The sequence below is a fragment of the Enterococcus crotali genome (assembly GCF_000633635.1).
GTDB classification, from domain to species: Bacteria; Bacillota; Bacilli; order Lactobacillales; family Enterococcaceae; genus Enterococcus_L; species Enterococcus_L crotali.
This window is the reverse complement of record NZ_AYPQ01000005.1, coordinates 202,723-221,094: the sequence shown is the minus strand read 5'-3', so window position 1 is coordinate 221,094 and position 18,372 is coordinate 202,723. Positions and strand designations below refer to the sequence as shown.

Here is an 18,372-nt window from a genome sequence, read left to right as displayed (position 1 = left end):
TCCTTTCATCATTTGTGGTATCGATATCATATTTTCATAAGAATAAATCCACCTAAGTGGATTTACGCTCAATTAGCGATAAAATAAGTTCTTTTTTATTTACTTTATAGGTTGTTCCTTCAAGCAGAGCAACCATTAATTTTGTAGCTTCGATTCCCAGCGCTGTTGTTGGCTGATTAATCGTTGTCAGAGGAACCGCGATAATACTCGTACTCGGTTGATTATCGAAACCTAATACCGCCAAATCTTCTGGTACCCGTAATCCTTGCTGAAGCACCTCTTGGATGATCCCGATACCGACCTCATCACTACCACTAAAGACAGCGTCTGGTCGATCATTTTTAGGTAGAGCCAGTATTTCTCTCGCTACTTTTTGACCATCTTCCATGTTATGGACTTGCTTGAAGATCCACTTATTTTTTATGGATAGATCATGTTCAGCCAGTGCTCGTTCAAAGCCTTGGGTTCGTTGCTGCCCATGTCCGCCTATGGTTAAATTTCCGCCAGTACAATAGGCGATTTTGCGGTAGCCTTTTTGAACGAGATAATTGGTTGCTTCATAGCTGATCTCTTCTTGATTGGTCGAGATATTGGGAATATCTGTTCCTTCTAATTTTTCATTGCACAATACGATCGGACCATAGTTCGAATAGCTTTCAATCACTTGTGAATCGCTTTCAATAGATGTCATGATCACACCTGCGACAACTTGTTGTTTTAGATACTCTAGCATTTTCAGCTCTGCTTTTGGATCATCATAAGTTTGCATGATCAGCAGTTGGTAGCCATGTTCTTTGGCCTGCTTTTCGATCGCATCGACTAAATAAGAAAAAAATGGATTAGTGATTCTTGAAATCAGCACACCGATCGTCGTACATTTTTTTGAGCGAAGCTGTGTCGCTATCGCACTAGGTGCATAGTTTAATTCATCCATTGCTTTTTGGATTCGTTCTTTTTTATCATCAGAAATATAGGGATGATTGTTTAAAAAACGAGAAACTGTCGAAACGGATAAGCCAGCTTTTTTTGCAACGTCTTTGATTGTGGCCATCTGTTGTCTCCTTCTTATGATATCGATACCATAAATATAAAATACATTCTTATTTTTGTCAATGTTAAAATGAAAGGCGAACATTTTAATTTCAATAACTTCTTACTTTAGCAGTTTTTCAAAAAGTCCAGTCCGCCATAAAAGAAAAACCAAACACCCAAGTGTTGTCATAATAAGAATAAGTTGAACCATTGTTGAAAAATGAACACCGAAAAAGACACAAGTAAGGATTGAACCAAGAATCATAGCTGATAGTTGTTCTGATACAAAGCCATATACTCGAATTTTCTGCTCATATGTATCTCTTTTTAACTTATCGACCATTTTATAATCTTCTTTAATCAATTCATCCAAAGAAACGCCGTAAAAATCACTTAGATTTAATAATTTTTCTATATCTGGATACGTTTTTCCAATTTCCCAGTTAGAGATCGTTTGTCTGGAAACATATAATTTTTGAGCCACTTCTTTTTGAGTATAGCCACGCTGTTCTCTCTTTTCTTTTAAAATTTCACCAATTGTCATTTTGATCACCTCACATTTATTATCACGTAAAAAGAGGAAAAAATCACGCAAAAAAAGCTTGCATTATAGCAAGCTAAATAAATTGGCACCTTTAAGTAGAGCATTTGAACCATACAAAGCTACTTTCCTAAAACAATTAAATCAGATAGTTTATGAAAACCATTTTTGAGATAAAAATCGGCTGAAGAAAAATTAGCTTCGGTATTTAAGATCAACGCATTCATCCCTAATAAAGAAATTTCGCGTTCTATTTTTGCTAAGAATTCACTCCCAAGCCCAGTCCCTTGTCGTTCACTTTTTATACAGAATTCATCAATGTAATATTCGACTCCTTTTATCCACGGCTTTTTCAACCCTAAGCAGAGCCCAATCATTTCACCCTCTTCTTCGGCAATGAAATTGATATATGTATCACTCATCATAAAATTTTGGATGAAGTGTTCTACTTCTTCAAATGACTCATATTCATCATTCCATGGTTCCTTTGAAAATACGGAGATATAAAGTTCTGCCGCTCTTTTTACTTCCTTCTTTTCTAAGTATTTCACTAGCATTTTTATCTCCCCTTTTCTAACCTTAAGTAAAACAATCACTCATAAAACAAATGGAGGAATCGCAAGAATCAAGGCTTCCTTCAAACTTTAACTCCTTTAACATCTTCATCTATTCTTCTTTAAATGCTAAAATCTCTCTTAGCGCTTTTTCGCCATTCATATTGCCAAATGTCTTCATATCGATATCTGTACAAGGAATATTAACTGGTGCTAGAAGCTTCTGTAAACTTGCTGTTTTATAGCGAACTTGTGGGCAAACTAGCACACGATCCACATACGGTTTAAAAGTAGGTTCTAGAGTCAATTGATTGATTTCGCCTTCTCCACCATAGGCAATCAGTGTTGGATATGTTGCAGATAAGTGCTGAAAATCAGCAATTACATCCTGAAGATGACCAAAGTAAACCTCTTTAGGATCTGCGGCTTTTGCTATTTTTTGGCAAAACATACTAGAGGTCATGCCACCAGCACAGCAAATATAAACAAGCATATTCATCCTCCTCTAAAAGATTATTGGCTTATTATTTAGTGCTTTCTTTAAATTCTTGCTCTGCTTGGTCTAATAATGGACGGACATATTCTTCAACTTTTGGCTCTACATTCATACGCATCATAAACTGACTAGGCGTTTCAACAAAACCATTCATGAGACTGTCTTTATATTCCGTAACTAAAAATTGACTGGTCTCTTTTATTTCTTTCATATCCATCATTCTTCCTACTTTCTATTCTTAATTATTCTATAGGTTAATTATACTCGTTTTTTGAGAATAAAATAGGAATAAATCATATTACTATTGTACACGTAAAAAAAATAAAACTGTATAAGCAGCTCTTCTCGTTTCAGCTACTTACACAGAATATTTTATATTCGTACTTCTGTCTTCCCCTTATAACGATTGATATAATGTCGTTCTAACCAACCTTGCCCCCAACCAATCGCTACACAAAGCAACCAATAAATCACTGCCACTAAAATATACATCGACATATAATCAAAAGTTCTTCCACCAACGATCTTTGCTTTTTGAAAAATATCAGGAATCGTGATCATTGCGGCTAACGACGTGCCCTTTAACAAATCCATCGCCACATTGCCTAAAGCTGGAATCGAAATCCGAAAGGCTTGCGGCAAAATAATTTTACGCATCACTTTTCCAAAAGGTAACCCTAACGCATAAGCTGCATCCCACTGCCCTGCTTCGACACCTGCAATCGATCCACGATAGATTTCAGCAATAAAGGCACTACTTGTTAAACTAAAACAAATACAAGCTGCCGTTAACGCGCTCAATTGATAGGGCAAACCAAAATACAAAAGAAATAGCAAGACCAAACCTGGAACCCCTCGCAAAAAGGAAATATAAAAACGCACAAATCCTTTGATCACTTTCGAAGGTAACATCCCTAATACAGTCAAAAGAATACCAAGAACATTTCCCATCAAGAACGTCACCAAACTGATTCCAATCGTATAAGGCAAGCCAGTGAGAAGAAATGGAATAGAATCAATCATTAACTGAAAATCGATTTTTGGTATATACATCTACTCTACTGAAACACTTTCTTCAACTTTTTCTTTTGGCTCAACAGAGACATCTGTTTGGAAATACTTCTCAGAGATTTTTTTCATAGTTCCATCCTCTTGCATCTCTTTTAATGCGCCATCAATTTTTTTGTTTAAAGCCACACTGTCTTTTTTCATTAAAAATCCAGTAAAGTTTGCATTAAAGTAGACATCCTCTAAAATTTTTACAGGAATATCTGGCAATGCACCAACTGACATTTTTTGTAAATAATAATCATTCAAAATGACATCCGTCCGACCATTGGCAACATCTGTCAAATATTGATCATTTGTTGCATTGTCATACGTTACCAATTTTGCTCCATATTTTTCTGCGATTTTCATGTAGTTCGTATTTGGCTCTCCAGCGGCTTTTTTGCCTTTTAGATCTTCAAGAGAAGCAATTCCAGAATCATCACTTTTCCGTACGATCATACTGTCAAACGAATACTTGATTGGCGACGATAGGATGAATTTTTTCCCTCTATCCCCTGATAAACCAAAATCATTGGCCGCTAAATCCGATTCCCCTTTATCCACTGAAGCGATTTGCCCATCGACATTGTATTCTTTAAACGCAACATCAAGATCTAAACGCTTGGCAACTTCTGTGATCACATCCACATCATAACCCGTTAATTTATTTTCATCGTTATAATAAGAAGAAGGGAATAACGTTCCTGAGGTCGCTACAGTTAACTTCTTTGCATCCTCTACTTTTTTCCAGCTGTCATCTTTACTAGCTGACTTATCATTTGGTCCACCACACGCAACTAACACTAAAATCAACGCAACAATACTAAAACTAGCTAATACTTCTTCATTTGAGCCTCCTATGATTCACGATAATAGTTTGGTAATAAGAATTTCTGTTCACGTTCAAATAGCTTCCCGACTTGGAACAGGAGATCTTCTCTCCCTTTTGATGCCATAAATTGAATGCCTAGCGGTAAACCAGATTCTGCTATATGGGTGGGCAAACTAATGGCTGGCTGCCCCGTTAAATTCGCAAGCTGGGTAAAGGGTGAGATCGTTAAACTTTTTTCAAACATATCATAAATTAAATCCTTTAATTGTAAAATCGACAGTGACTCTGCTTGTCTTAAGTCTTTACGGATCTGATCACTTTGTAACTCCGCATCGATTTTAGGTGCGATATCCGCTGTACTTGGCGTTAACAATACATCATATTCTTCAAATAATTGCTCCATTTTATACGCCGTTTGATCCCATAATTGTAAAGACCTTGTATACTGACTTGCAGGTATCTGTAACCCATATTGATAAATTCCCCAAGTCATTGATTCCATATCTGCTTTCGTGACAGGTCGCTGAATGGCTTGTTGAATTCCATCGAACATGGCAGCCGTTTCCGCCCCATTCATCAAGTAATAGCTGTCGATCAATTGACGACCATTGACTGGATATGGAATTTCTATCACTTCGTGTCCTTGCTGTTCTAAAAACTTCGCAGCATTGTGTGTTGCTTTTATCGCCTCTGTTGAAACAGGTGTCCCAACTGGAGACTCTGTCAAAAAAGCGATTTTCAAAACTTTTTTCTCTGCGGCTGAATGATGTTCCCACTCCGCTTTTGGTGCGTGATACGGTGCTGCTTTTTCCGTTCCGCGTAAATGATAAAACAACGTTTCTGTATCTCTCATCGAAACAGTCAAGGCAAAATCAATCGCAGCTCCTTGCCATCCACGCCAGCCATCAGGGCCAACTGGCATACTGCCCCGTGTTGGTTTTAATCCGATCAAACCGCTAAACGATGCTGGAATCCGAATCGAACCACCACCATCACTTGCCCCAGCAATTGGAAACAGCCCGCTCGCAACTGCTGCTGCCGCGCCACCACTAGAACCACCAGGTGAATAATCAAGATTCCACGGATTTCTAGCAGGCCCATAGATAGTCGGATCAGAAATATTTTTAAAGCCAAACTCAGGTGCATTGGTTTTCCCTAAAGGATGAAGCCTAATCGTTCCAAACCTTTTACAAAATTATCCGTAGAAGTGGCACGATTTTCTGTAAATAAACGAGAAGCAGATGTTGACTTCATTCCTGCTTTTTCTTGTCCAAGCATCTTTAAAGGAATAGGTAAGCCAAAAAAAGGACCAGTTTCTGCTCCTTTAGCCTCGTATTGTTTTTTCGCTGCTTTTGCATCCCAATCGACAAATGCATTTAATTCAGGATTTAACTTTTTTACTTGTTGTGCACGTTCATCGATCCACTCTGTCACGCTTCGTTTTTTCTCGCGAAATTGTGTCGCGTAGTATAAGCCGTCTTTCATGATCATCCCCCTTATCAACCGCTGATTTTATTATACAGGTTTGCGGGGGATTTTTAGGTTATTTTGCTTGAGGGAATCTCATGGAAAAGATCATACTAGTTCTTTCTTCATGATCAAATCTATCTGTTCATCCTCACCCATATAAAAAGAGTGCTCTCCTACCTGAGTAAATCCCATCTTATGATAAAATTTCATGGCAGAAAAGTTATTCTCCCAAACACCCAACCAGATAGAGGTCTTGCTCAACTCTTTCCCTCGCTCCATCGCTTTATTATAAAGCATTTTCCCAAGTCCTAGTCTTTTAAAATCCGAATCAATATAAATACGTTCGATTTCTAAAGCATCTTCATCAATCGTTTCAGTCTGTGCATCATTTACATTGATTTTCAAATATCCAGCAAGTTGATCCTCTGAATAAATAAAATAAAACTCTGACTGTTCATTCTGAAGCTCATTGGTTAGTTTTTCGTCCGTATAGGCTTGGTCAAGATAATTTTTCAAATTCTCTGGCGTATTGTCTTTCGCAAAGGTATCTGTGAAAGTTTTGATACTCAACATTTTTAATGCGGCTAAGTCCTCTACGGTGATTTTTTTGATTTCTATCATCTTTGTTCCTTCTTTCTAGTCTTTTTTAGAACGGAATTAATCAATTAAAATAAGGAATAAACAAACGGCTAATCCAAGAGCAACAATAGCAAAATTGAGCAATTGCTGTCTGGTCCCGCCAATATAATCTGGCTTCTCATTTTTATAACTTGGATTAACAGATTTAACCGTGTAATCCAACGTACTGCCGAAAAAAACATCTGACGGGATCATAAAAACGAGCATGATGCCGTAGATAATTGCTGTGATGACGAAAATTGATTGTTTGATCCAAATACTTGCTATTGCTCCGAGTATTAAAGGGATAAGAATGTACAGTGAACAAATAAGTAATTGTTTTTTTACGCTTTTATTTTTCATATCTGAACTCTCCTCTACTATATACATAAATTGCTTTTATGTGTATGAAAAAGAGCTCAGGTTTTATTCCCTAAACTCTTTTTTGGATCTATTTCAACAATTCATTATTGAAAATCTGCTTCATTTTTCTTTATGGTTTCATTAGAAAATTCATAGTAACACGGTTTATTATCATAGAATATTTCTTCAATAAAAGTAATTTTTTCTTCTGGTAAATCAGAAATGATCGCAGGTGGTACAAAATATTCGTTCGTAGGTTTAAAGCGATAGAATAAGCTAGTCCCACACTTATGACAAAAACCACGTTCACCAACCTCAGAAGAATTTAAAATCGATAGTCCATCTGTTATAGTAAAATGAACATTTCCCCCAGCCTCTAAACTTGCAAAGCCAGTAGACCCAGTTAATTTCCTGCACATGGAACAATGACAAACCGTTAAGTCGAAATTTTTCAAATCAAGTTCAAATTGGACAGATTCACAAAAACAAGCACCTTTATAATGATTCATTTTCTCACACTCCTTGTACTATTAAGTTTAGGTGAAAAAATTTGATGTGTCTAGCGAACATAAATTTAAATTCATCACTTTCAAGAAAAGACATTTTTGAAAATAAAAAAATCAAATCAAAAAAATCTAGAGCCCACGTCCATTAATATTGTTACTTATGTTGATACCAAGAAATTGTAGAATCAATTCCTTTATAATAATCTGTAACTTTAAAATCTTGATATTTATTTTTAAATTTTTGATCATTGACAATCAGTGGTTTACTATTCAAATAGAACAATTCTTTCATTTCTCTCATATCCCTATTGAATAAGGAAAGAAAAGTAAGTAAGCCATAAGGTAATTTTGAAGAGTTAATTTCTTTATTCAGTATTTTTGACATAATATCAATCGTATCATCTAAAGTTAATGGTGAATTATTTGGTAAATGCCAGATCTGATTGTGAGAACTAGAATCATCGATCAAGATTTTCATTGCTTTCACAACATCCTCAATGTACGATATTGATCTCAGCATATCTGTACGCCCAATATACATTGCTTTTTTGTTTTTTAGAACATTACCTACAACTTGAACTCCTGTAACAGATGATTTTTCTTCATATGGACCATAAAAATCACTTGAGCGTCCAATAACCATTTTTAACTTTTGCTTTGTGGCTTCTTCTAATAGAATATCTGCTATTTCTTTTCTTATTTTTCCTTTTCTACTTTTAGGATTGCAAGGTGTATTTTCAAATAATTCCCCCTCTACCTCACCATAAGCATAGATGTTATCAACGTACGCAAGTAATGTATTATTTTCTTTACAAGCATGAATAATATTTTTTGTTATAGGAACCAGTTGATCCCATTCAGGATAAGGTAGTCCTATACAGTTAATAGCTACAGTACAATCCTTTAATACCTCAGAAACTTCTTTTCCATTCATAGAATCTACTTTTTTAACTACTGCTTTTATACTAGAATCTGGCCATATACCACTTCTATTTACCATAATAATTTCATTCTCACTTGAATCTAAAGTTTTCGCAAATTGGATACCTAAAGCACCCGTTCCAAAAATTACATACCTATTCTTTTTCATCTTATTCCTCCAATAGATTCTTTTCATTCAAAAGGCTATAAAGTAAGTTAGTCAGCATTTCTTCAATTATATCCGTGCTCATATTAATATTATTTGTCGATATCATGCACGCAATACCATGTGAGTATATCCACATATCAAGAAATAAGCCTGTTGCTCTCGCTTCATCAATCGTAAATAGTTGTCTGATTCCATCTCTCACAAACTGTGTGTTGTCAGAATTGATATAAGATTCAAAAGTCATATTTTTAAAATTATTTAAAAGAAATAACGTCGCAAAATAGTTTTTATATTCCTGTGCAAACTGAATGTAAGACAATCCTATATTCAAAAAAAAGGACTCATCTAGCGTTACTCTTTTTAAATAATTAAAAAAGAAGTCTTCAACGTATACGATAACATCCTCCAGTAAATTTGACATACTTCCATACGTACTAAAAATGGGCTGTGTAGAACAACCAATGCGCTTAGCAACACTTCTTGAATTTATCGCATCCAAGCCTTTTTCATTTAATAGCTCAATAGCTGCGTTTAATATAGTCGCTTTGTCAATTCTAACTGATGGCGGCATATTCCTATCTCCTTTATTACTAATTTGAAAGATAACCAATATATATCAATTGTTATATATCGAATGATATATTAAAGTTTCATACTTGTCAATTAACACTTTTATTAATGAATGATCTTATTAACAAAAAAACTTCTTAGCAAAAATGTCTTCAATCATTCTAAAAGTAACTTACTACTTATTAACCCCTTTCTTTTGTTATGAAAATTCAACTAATGAATTAAATTGACGACTCAACTTGATAATTTACCTCAGCAGAAAAAAGCCAGAACTGAATGCTCTGGCTGAATTTTTATTATAAGGATATTTATTTAGTCAGTAGCATTACTTCCATACGATTGGAATGATCGATTCTCCTCTGACAGAAAAACGTTGTTCAGCGTTATCAGCTCTCGCACTCCATTTAAAACGTAATTCTTTCGCATCATAAGATAAATTCATCCATGTCAATACATCTTCTTCAAATGAAAATCTGACTAAATAAACCTTCTTTTTCATCTTAATTTTTATCGTTTTAACTATCTGTTTCACTCTGCTCATGCATCAATTGCTTATACTTATCAGTTCCGTTCCTGCTTTATCCCATAAATCATTCATCATCTCATAATACTCATCATCCATCGCAACATCCACGAGCATTTTGGTTTGATTGCCCACAGGCTCAAATAGATAGTGCTCAAGCATCTCTGTAAATTCAGGGACTTCCACATATTTACCATCTGTAATTTCTCCCAAGAATGCGAATTTTATTTCTTTTTCTGGTTCAAAAATGACCACTTTAGAAACTAAACCATTCCCTGTCTCATCAACAAATGAAATCGTTTCGTTCAATTTCATCTCACCAGAATAGGTTGATCCGGCTTGAAAAGCAGCCGCCCATATTTCATATTTGCTACGATCAACGACAAGTTGCCAAGCCTTTGCGGGAGTGCAATTAAGTAAGAATTCTTTTTTGATATGTTTCATTGTAAATCCTCCTTTTGCCTTTTTTTGTGGAGATTTTTTTAGTATTTTTTTCTATATATAGTATATCATGTAAGCGAGTTCAATATAGTCATACACGTACTTCTGATTGATAAATTGCTATATTTTAGAATGTTACTTAAAGAAATTAAGAATAGTCGTTTTTAGCCTTCAAGTTAGTTTGAAGCTATCATCGATTAATCCAGCGATTTGATCAAGACCCTCTACAGCAGAAAGATCTATTGTGATCCAATGCTCTTTATTCATATGATACGCTTGGTAGTATCCATTTTTATTTCTTAATATCTCATTTAATTCTGGATTTATTTTTAAATTAATAACATCAATTTTTATCTCTTCATCTCCATAAAGTTTATTTCTAGGAATAGTCATTATAAGTCCAAACCATTTTTTCTTTCGCTTATGTCGAAAGACACAATAATTAGGGAACTTTTCAAAAATAAATTCTGGATAAATCGTGTACTTTTCAACTATATAATCAATGATATCTTCACGTTCAATCATGTCTTTGATTTTCCTTTCATCAAGCTAAACCTTCTTATTTTAAAAATGACTGCTTTCTGATTTTTTACTTTTACATTCTAGCTTCATTTGCAAAAGAATTCTGTTGTTTGATCTTTTTGAGACTATTTCTACGAATATGGCAAAAAATTTGTTGTATGCTATAATTATATATGATAAGAGAGATATGCGCTAACATACCTCTCCTATGTAGAGCCGTTTAAGACGGTAGCAAGTATTTTATATCATTATGAAATGATCGTTTAACTGGCTAAAGTTAATGAACGGTCATTTCTTTTTGTCGTTTTTAAGCAATTCTACAACTAAACGAATTAAAGCGATGGTAAACATACCAAAGCTTAGGATTAGTTTAATTGTATCCAATGCTGACAAAAGGCTTCTCCTTTCAAAGATTTTAGCACTTACATTCATAAGCACCACCACCTCTCGGAAGTCGCCACTGTCATAACTTCTCTACAATGATAAGTATATCATACTAATTAAGCTTTTTGAATGAACGATTTTATTTTTATTTGGTCGTCATTAGAGGGGAAAAATTAAGATTTTGAAAAAAATTTTTTGTTATTTTTTCTTATATATAAGGGAGCAAATTTTTATGTTATTTAATGGTATTTGTAAGAAAAATTATGTTGCGTGTTCGTATTCTTTTCGGATATACTTAGGAGGTAGAATAGAACGAGGGACACTTCTCTATCTTCGGTCGCCAAGTATTGCGCATCATCAGCTCTTCAATTAATCGCTGTGATGTGCAATAAAAAAAACAGCTCATATTGGTATGAACTGTTCAAATCAGAATATAAAAATAAATTGGCACTTCAAAGCCTGGCAGCAACCAAGCATTTGAAGCCTTGTAAAGACAGCGTAAACTGCCCAAACAAGTTGCCAATAGTGCTAGCAACATGTACTAGCTTCTTTCATTGTACCTAAAGTCTGCCTATTTTTCTATAGGTTTCTTGGATTCTCTTTGGGTTACATTGAAAAAGTGGTAGATGATTCTTTGGACTATTGTGAACGATATTGGGTGATGTTACCTGATATCGTTTTTTTCTATTCTACAAATCTAGTAAAAGGAGGTTTCGTTCAAAGTAAAACAAATGATTCATCATAGATATAAGACAAGGAAAAAACGTTCACTTCGTTCACCTTGTACTTTGCATCAACCACTCTGCTCTTTGGTCAATTGTGTTGGTGCAAAGCAAAAAGGCACTTCACCCTCTGACAGCAATCAGATGATGAAGCCTTGCATAGACAGCGTAAACTATCTATACAAGTTGCCAATTGCTAGCACAAAAGCACTAGCTCTTTTATTGTACCTAATTTTACTGGGATTTTCTAGTCTGTCTGGAAACTTTTGGTTGGGATTTTGTATTTTAGGGAGGGTTTGGGCTTTATCTAGGGGATTGATGACGGTATTGGTGGTTAAGTTAGGATGATAAAAAGTCGTTAAGATTTGAGCAACTGGACTAAAAATGAAGCAATACGCTTTTCGTATTGAAGCATTTTTGGGAAGTTATTGAAAAGCTGGCTTTTTCTCACTGATTACTACAATAGCGTTTTTTGTTTTGCTTTGAGAAGAAAGTGATAAGAATACGGACAGGCTTAGAAAAATCATGCGTAAGTCGTTTTTATCACTGGTTTGTTTAATAGTTGCCTGAGTCAATGCGCAGATATATGAGTTACGTATATGGGGCGTTGGATGGTGTTGTTCAACGCTTCATGTTACTGGTTTTAAGAGTACTTTTAAAAAGGGAGGAACTGAGTTGTGAAAAAAGAAGGTCAGAGTTTAAAAGTGATTCCTTATCAGGATATTACGGATTTGCAGCATACGTTAGATCGGTTGCAGTCTTGGGAGGAGCCTCTTGCTGTGTTGGATCATTTTTTTCAGTTTCGAAAAGGACCGATTAATAAGAAGCAGGTTGTGAAGGAGTATTATGCTTGTGGGCATTTGTTTCATGCTTTTTTTGAGGAGTTTTTGAGGTTGATGGCGATTGAGGAGGAGAAGGTGAGGAAGTTGGATGGGGAGAGGAAAATTGCAGGTGAATCTTTGACGAAGTGATGTTTGTAAAAAATAAACTAGGTTCACTGGTTTGAGTGTCCCTAGTTTACTTGTACTATTATTCAAAATCCCAAAATTGTCACATAAATTTTAGTTTATTTAAATTGCTATCCTTTTAATTTCCATAAAAAATAGTATGGATTTTTTGCGATCTCTTTTTGAGTGTCATTTGAAAAGCTTTTATCGTATAATTTTTTTATTGAACTAACGCCTCCAATAGCACTAAGCAGCTGAGAAGCACTTGCTACGATACCACCAGCAAATGAACCAACAGCTAGTACTCCTGAATAAAAGATGATATCCTTAGTAATGTCTTTAAACAAATACTTTCTATTTACTTCAAGAGCTCTGTTCATTTTTTCTATTTCTGGAACAATGACATCCTTATTAAAATCAACATATTCTTGGGAAGAATTAAAGTTTCTTCCTTGTAATTCTTTGCTAACTGTAACTCTATAATTCTCAAAAGCCCCACCTTCTTTCTTTCTCAATTCCATTATCTTAGATATTTTAACTTCTGGAACAACTGTTAGACTATGATTTAGCAAGTCCATTTGAGTATTCTGTTGCTGATTCAAATCAGCCAAAAAGGAATAATCTAGTCTTCTGTTTGTAAGATAAGAAGTCTGATTTTTAACAACTTCTAGCGTATTTAACAAAACATCATCATATGATGGTGAAATAAATTTACTAGATAAACCTAAACTTTTAATTTCTGTAGGACTCAGATTTCTACCTACGTTATTTGTTTTTTTAAGTATTGATTCAATATATTCTAATTGATTTCCACTCGGAATAGCAAAGGTTTCATGTAAATCAAATTCCTCAGAACCAGAAATAACAATTTCTGGCATATTATTGTAACTAATTGCTTTACACAAAGTATTATTTTCAAACCTCTGTGACATTAAATCGTATGTTTTATCCATTTGAAACAATATTTTCTTTTTTTTATTCTCAACCTGTGTTAAACAGTTTTGACACAGACATACATAAGATGACTCAAATACAACAATTTCATTTATAACTAATTCCTTCAACTCTAATAATATACATATGTCAATATAAAGTTCCTCTAAAAAAAGTTCGTTATTTTGTAAATTAGAATAATGTTTATCCATAGGATTTTTAATAATAACTTTTTCAGCGTATAGTACCGAAAAACGTATCAATGATTCTAAATTTTTCATTCGGCAACTTAGTTCACTACAAGGAAAACCTCCACCTGAAAGTGATGAGTTAACTTTGAAATTAAATATTGAATTATTGATTCCTGTCCCTAATGATTCAGTCATTGAAAAAACCTTTATAATAAATTCTATTATTGCTTCAATGTTTTCCATACTATTTTGCTTAATATAAATTTCTACATCCTCTGGACAACTAAAACCTAGTTCATTGATTAAATAATCATACAATTCATTCATATTGATTCCCCTTAATAAAACGACTATAGTTCTGTATACTTCTCTTTATTCCCTTTACTCTTCTCAACTGGATACTTCTTATCATTCAACTCCAGTTTCTTTTCAATAATCCCTTCAACATCCAACTCCAAATCAGATGCCAACATCAAACTATAAATCAGCACATCCGCTAATTCCTGTTCAATATTTTCTTGATTCTTCTCTTTCGCTTCCTCACTTGTTTTCCACTGAAAGTTCTCCAGTAATTCAGAAGCTTCTAAAGAAATCGAAATTGCTAAATCTTTTGGATTATGAAATTGTCGCCAGTCTCGGTCATCTCTGAATTGATTAACTTTCTTGATTAATTCGTCCATTTTGATTTCTCCTTCTGAATCGTCATTAACTTCTCTCTGAGTTTATCATCACTTGCGTAAATATATAAACCATTGATCCCTCTTTTTAACAAAACATTGATCGAATTCAAAATGATTTGTTCTTTCACTTTATCGATATTTTCGATTCCATCACGACTTTTGAATGCTTCTGAATCTTTGTATTTTTCAATGTCGATTTTTAATTCATTCTTTTCAGCATCATATCCTATTGAAGGGCCTAAAATCACCCCTACATAGTTTAAATCAAACCCTTGTATTGTATAAATCGATCCAACCTCGTTGATTGTTTCTTCTTCCTCTGCCCAGCTCTTTTTGTAGTCTGTACGGTTCCATGGTGCAGAAAAATCCCCTTCTTCAACTAGATACTCTCCGCCATCCTTTTTATGGATATAGTCAAAAGTTGAAACTATTCTACTTAATCCTGATTTTTGATTTCTTGCTTCTATTTCCATTCGCATATCTTCAGCACTAGAGAAAAAACGAAAATCAAACTCTTCATCGCTATATCTTTTTTTTGCTTCAGTCTTTTCTCTTCTAGTAATTATAGGAAATGGCAAAATTTTTCGATCCACAAATGAATCTACCCAATGTACAATTTCAGGAGCTGCTTTCATTCTAACTGAGTCGTTAAATGATACTCTTCATGAATTGGATATTTATCTTTTATTTTAACAAGACTATCTGCATTCCAGTGGCTTTTTAGCTTTAACACTTGTTTTTCATCAAATACAACAATCGTAACTTTGCTTCTTTTGATAACCTCTTCTAATTGGTTCTCATATTCAAAACTATTGTACTTATCTTTCGTAGAAAGTAGTAAATGAGATTCATCCACTAACACGATATCTGCATGTTTTAGCTTTCCTTTATCAACAGCATTGATAAAGCTTGTTGGTTTCATAAAGTCTTTCTTTTTTAAATTTGGTAAACTTTCAGCTATCTTTTTATATGTTTTCAACATTTCATTGTGATTCACTAAAAGATAATTATTATCTTGATTAAAATTAGCAAACGCATTATTTTCCTTTTTTTCAGCTAAATCTTGAATTGTTTTAAAAATAGAACTCAAAACCACACTCTTGCCTGTCCCCGCTTCACCTGCAATAAAAAAGACATGATGTTCATTTTCAGTATCATCCATACTTCGTTTACAAAAATCAATCACTTTTTCTTTTAAATCTTGTTGTTCAGGTGATAATCCACGAAATGGCGATAATTTGAAAGTGTCTTTGTTTTTCAAATAATTAACTCTAGGTTCAACAACTATTTCCTTTGTTAACTTTCTCCATATTTTAGGAAATAATACTTCGTCATAATATCTCTTATTATAATAATTATGGGATTCACTGCCTTTAATTTGGCTTCTATTTTCAACCTTATATTTTTCATCTGCAAGCAAATAATTAATTAAATTGGTCTCTATATTCAACGTTGCAGATACATTTAATGTATCGTGTCCGATCATAACGATTTTCTTCATCATAGATTTTTTATTACTTTTCAGATGTTCTGACATCCGTTTATTAAAGCGTCTACTTTGTCCTACATAAATTTCTGGTTTTTTCTTTTTATCTGTATTATGTAAGATATACAAAATAGGATAGTTTGTTTCAAAAGGATCTTTTAACTTTTCAACCTCTTCTTCACAAAAATCATATTCTTTAATCTGGATTTTTATACTATCATCTTCATAATTCATAAACGACACTCTCCCACACACATTGTAACAATTATTTTCAAAATAAGGAATCTTTTATGCTATAAAATTTTAATTTGCAACTTGAAAAGCACTAATTTAATGTAATAAAAAGCATCTTATAACTATTAGCTCTAAAGTCTAATAATTATAAAATACTTTCTGCATGTTTAATCTAAAAAATCAACAATCCAGTGATTCGTCTTATCTCGTCATTAATCAACAATATATTTTCATTCTCTTCCATCTCCTGAAAATTCTTGATATAAAATAAATCATTCTCACTAAGATGATAACTCCAATTCATAAGGATATACTCAAACCGATCCAAAACCATTCGAATAACCTTTACATAATTCTCTGTTTTTCCGTTCTCTTTATAAAAATCGATCAACTGCTCACACAAAGTAATCAAATGTTTGAACGCATTCAAATCAATATAGTTTTTTTCATGCAGTAAATACATAAACGAATCTTCTTGATATCCTTCAACCGCTTGCAGCACGTGTTCTTCAATTAGTCGGTTCATTTATTCCTCCACTGATAATTTTACTTTGATCCCAAAACCTTCTCCACCACAACCAGAACACCCATCGAGTACTTCTCATAATTTTTCCTCAACATGTAAGCCAACTCTACCTTATCTTTTAAGCTAAATCTAAAGAAGAACCGCCGATTCCAACTAAGCAACCAACCAGTAAGCTGCTGTTCAATCGCCGCTTTCACTAATTCATTCGTCGCATCCACATACAATGCCACTAAATCAAAAAAATAATCCTTACTGCTTTCTTCACCAAGAATTTTAATGACATTCAATTGAAAACGTGTGTCTTGTTTTTCTTTAAATAAAGGCATTAACTGCTTCTTGATCGATAATGAATATTGTTGCATCAATTGGTCTACGGCTATACTTCTCACATCTCTGGAAACATCTGACAAACAATCAATATAAATAGGAAGTTGTTCTTTCAAAGGCAAACAGCCCGCCCAGTTTAACACGGATACTCTGATCCTCTTTTTGTTTGAATTGATCAGCGGAAGCATCCGTTTTTTATCTCTCTTATCTTGTACGATCGCTAATCCATGAAGTGCATTGCTTGGATCAGCTGTCAAATGCTGGAGATAATATTCTCTGCAATCGATTTCTGGAAATTGCTTTTTCACATATTCTAGTGCTAGATATTTGATTGCGGTTGATTGGTCTAATAACTTTGGAAGCATTCGTTCCTCTTGAACTCGATTACAATAACACCACTCACAGGCTAATTTCCGAATAATCATTTGCGGATGATGCAATAGTTGAGTGAGATAGTCTATTTCCCATTGCGCTTCTTTTTGTATAGTTTGAAATGTCCAACTTAAAATAAGCCGATCTGTTTTTTTCAGCCCATTGTTTATCATTTGCGTTCTTAATTGTTCATTGAGCTTAAAACTTAATTCAAAAGCATACCTTGAAATGTAGATGTCCTTGTTTTCTTGCGCTTTTAGTAATAGATTAGGCTGCTTCATTAAATAGGTGTTGAGTTGATCATAAACTACTAGATTTTCATTTTGTTCTAACGCCTTTAAACGTTTGATCAATGGCAGAGAGAAAATAATAGTATCTTCATTTTCCTGCTCAACTCTTTTATCTATTTCTTGTAATGCCAATTCTCTTAACTGTCCAACATGATCATTTAATGTAACGAGTAAAAATGGGAATGTACCGGTAAAAGTTCCAGCAACCAATTTCTTTAATGCCACTTCTCTAACATAGCCATTTGGATGACAAACTAGCCACGACCAAAATACAGCTGAATCGTTAGATATCTGATTACGCAAAACAGATTGATTAATTTCTAACCAGTTCCAACCACTTCGCCCATAAGAGAACGCTCTTAATTGTTTACATGTGTTCAAAAATTCTTTTGGTGTTTGCTCTTCTAGAAACTGGGCAAGGTACTGTATGTAGCTTGAGCGATTTTCCTGATTGAATATGATTTTTTTATAGCAATACTTGATTGCTGCAGCTACATTTTTGATTTGTGTATCTTCACTTTGTAATACCAACAACGTTTGCTTCATTTTATCTCCTCGTCTATTTATACTTCTAAATTACTTTTGTACTTCTTATATTATTTTAATATACACGCTATTTCACCCATTGACAAACCAATCTACTAAATAAGATAATGTCCAAGGGATAGATTA

Annotated in this window: 21 protein-coding genes and 2 pseudogenes; 1 reads left to right on the top strand and 22 read right to left on the bottom strand. The window is 33.9% G+C overall.

The genetic code is table 11. The annotated features are described in order from the left end of the window. Positions 1–52: 52 nt before the first annotated feature. From V192_RS0112975 to pepG1, 17 genes and pseudogenes are all read right to left on the bottom strand, one after another. Positions 53–1,051 carry a LacI family DNA-binding transcriptional regulator gene (locus V192_RS0112975; protein ID WP_025872395.1) on the bottom strand — a complete coding sequence of 333 codons (999 nt, stop codon included), beginning with the start codon at positions 1,049–1,051 and terminating at the stop codon, positions 53–55. A 102-nt stretch (positions 1,052–1,153) separates the two neighbouring features. Further along, positions 1,154–1,576 carry a helix-turn-helix domain-containing protein gene (locus V192_RS0112970; protein WP_025872393.1) on the bottom strand — a complete coding sequence of 141 codons (423 nt, stop codon included), beginning with the start codon at positions 1,574–1,576 and terminating at the stop codon, positions 1,154–1,156. A 119-nt stretch (positions 1,577–1,695) separates the two neighbouring features. Beyond that, positions 1,696–2,124 (bottom strand): GNAT family N-acetyltransferase, encoded by a 429-nt coding sequence (locus tag V192_RS0112965; RefSeq protein ID WP_204367690.1) that lies wholly within the window; start codon positions 2,122–2,124, stop codon positions 1,696–1,698. A 115-nt stretch (positions 2,125–2,239) separates the two neighbouring features. Continuing rightward, entirely contained in the window at positions 2,240–2,620 is a 381-nt protein-coding gene (locus V192_RS0112960; RefSeq protein WP_025872390.1) for a PTS sugar transporter subunit IIB, read from the bottom strand. A 31-nt stretch (positions 2,621–2,651) separates the two neighbouring features. Continuing rightward, a complete protein-coding gene (locus V192_RS0112955) occupies positions 2,652–2,843 on the bottom strand; it encodes a hypothetical protein (protein WP_239644680.1) in 192 nt (63 codons plus the stop codon). Between the two features lie 152 nt (positions 2,844–2,995). Next, complete coding sequence (locus V192_RS0112950; protein ID WP_025872386.1) at positions 2,996–3,676, bottom strand: amino acid ABC transporter permease; 681 nt, start codon at positions 3,674–3,676, stop codon at positions 2,996–2,998. After that, positions 3,677–4,495: a transporter substrate-binding domain-containing protein gene (locus V192_RS0112945; protein WP_029948261.1), complete on the bottom strand. Its 819-nt coding sequence runs from the start codon at positions 4,493–4,495 to the stop codon at positions 3,677–3,679. Positions 4,496–4,530: 35 nt separating this feature from the next. Further along, a pseudogene (locus V192_RS20195) lies at positions 4,531–5,990 on the bottom strand (amidase). Between the two features lie 90 nt (positions 5,991–6,080). Beyond that, the gene (locus V192_RS0112935) at positions 6,081–6,596 is read right to left on the bottom strand and encodes a GNAT family N-acetyltransferase (RefSeq protein WP_025872381.1); all 516 of its coding nucleotides are present in this window, start codon (positions 6,594–6,596) and stop codon (positions 6,081–6,083) included. Between the two features lie 36 nt (positions 6,597–6,632). Continuing rightward, the gene (locus V192_RS0112930; protein ID WP_025872380.1) at positions 6,633–6,956 is read right to left on the bottom strand and encodes a hypothetical protein; all 324 of its coding nucleotides are present in this window, start codon (positions 6,954–6,956) and stop codon (positions 6,633–6,635) included. Positions 6,957–7,060: 104 nt separating this feature from the next. Further along, the gene (locus tag V192_RS0112925) at positions 7,061–7,465 is read right to left on the bottom strand and encodes a GFA family protein (RefSeq protein WP_025872379.1); all 405 of its coding nucleotides are present in this window, start codon (positions 7,463–7,465) and stop codon (positions 7,061–7,063) included. Positions 7,466–7,616: 151 nt separating this feature from the next. After that, positions 7,617–8,552, bottom strand: a complete 936-nt coding sequence (locus V192_RS0112920; protein ID WP_025872378.1) for an NAD-dependent epimerase/dehydratase family protein — start codon at positions 8,550–8,552, stop codon at positions 7,617–7,619. Position 8,553: 1 nt separating this feature from the next. Further along, positions 8,554–9,123 (bottom strand): TetR/AcrR family transcriptional regulator, encoded by a 570-nt coding sequence (locus V192_RS0112915; protein WP_025872377.1) that lies wholly within the window; start codon positions 9,121–9,123, stop codon positions 8,554–8,556. Between the two features lie 324 nt (positions 9,124–9,447). Further along, on the bottom strand, positions 9,448–9,621 hold the full coding sequence (locus tag V192_RS21555; RefSeq protein WP_158001106.1) for a hypothetical protein: 174 nt from the start codon (positions 9,619–9,621) through the stop codon (positions 9,448–9,450). Positions 9,622–9,666: 45 nt separating this feature from the next. Continuing rightward, a complete protein-coding gene (locus V192_RS0112905) occupies positions 9,667–10,089 on the bottom strand; it encodes an SRPBCC family protein (RefSeq protein WP_025872373.1) in 423 nt (140 codons plus the stop codon). Positions 10,090–10,257: 168 nt separating this feature from the next. Continuing rightward, complete coding sequence (locus tag V192_RS0112900; protein WP_025872370.1) at positions 10,258–10,611, bottom strand: MmcQ/YjbR family DNA-binding protein; 354 nt, start codon at positions 10,609–10,611, stop codon at positions 10,258–10,260. A 285-nt stretch (positions 10,612–10,896) separates the two neighbouring features. Continuing rightward, positions 10,897–11,040, bottom strand: a complete 144-nt coding sequence (gene pepG1 / locus V192_RS21290) for a type I toxin-antitoxin system toxin PepG1 (protein WP_082266032.1) — start codon at positions 11,038–11,040, stop codon at positions 10,897–10,899. A 1,351-nt stretch (positions 11,041–12,391) separates the two neighbouring features. Between pepG1 and V192_RS0112875 the strand changes: the two genes are divergently transcribed. Then, on the top strand, positions 12,392–12,685 hold the full coding sequence (locus V192_RS0112875; RefSeq protein ID WP_025872366.1) for a hypothetical protein: 294 nt from the start codon (positions 12,392–12,394) through the stop codon (positions 12,683–12,685). Positions 12,686–12,792: 107 nt separating this feature from the next. On the opposite strand, the gene V192_RS0112870 is transcribed toward V192_RS0112875, so the two are convergent. From V192_RS0112870 to V192_RS0112850, 5 genes and pseudogenes are all read right to left on the bottom strand, one after another. Beyond that, entirely contained in the window at positions 12,793–14,112 is a 1,320-nt protein-coding gene (locus tag V192_RS0112870) for a hypothetical protein (protein WP_025872364.1), read from the bottom strand. A 23-nt stretch (positions 14,113–14,135) separates the two neighbouring features. Continuing rightward, positions 14,136–14,465: a nucleotide pyrophosphohydrolase gene (locus V192_RS0112865; RefSeq protein ID WP_025872362.1), complete on the bottom strand. Its 330-nt coding sequence runs from the start codon at positions 14,463–14,465 to the stop codon at positions 14,136–14,138. Further along, positions 14,453–16,185 (bottom strand): annotated as a pseudogene (locus V192_RS20190) (DNA/RNA helicase domain-containing protein). Before V192_RS20190 ends, V192_RS0112865 begins: the two are co-directional and overlap by 13 nt. 172 nt (positions 16,186–16,357) lie before the next feature. Further along, the gene (locus tag V192_RS0112855) at positions 16,358–16,711 is read right to left on the bottom strand and encodes a hypothetical protein (protein WP_025872360.1); all 354 of its coding nucleotides are present in this window, start codon (positions 16,709–16,711) and stop codon (positions 16,358–16,360) included. A gap of 20 nt (positions 16,712–16,731) precedes the next feature. Beyond that, positions 16,732–18,246: a HEAT repeat domain-containing protein gene (locus V192_RS0112850; RefSeq protein ID WP_025872358.1), complete on the bottom strand. Its 1,515-nt coding sequence runs from the start codon at positions 18,244–18,246 to the stop codon at positions 16,732–16,734. Between the last annotated feature and the right edge of the window lie 126 nt (positions 18,247–18,372).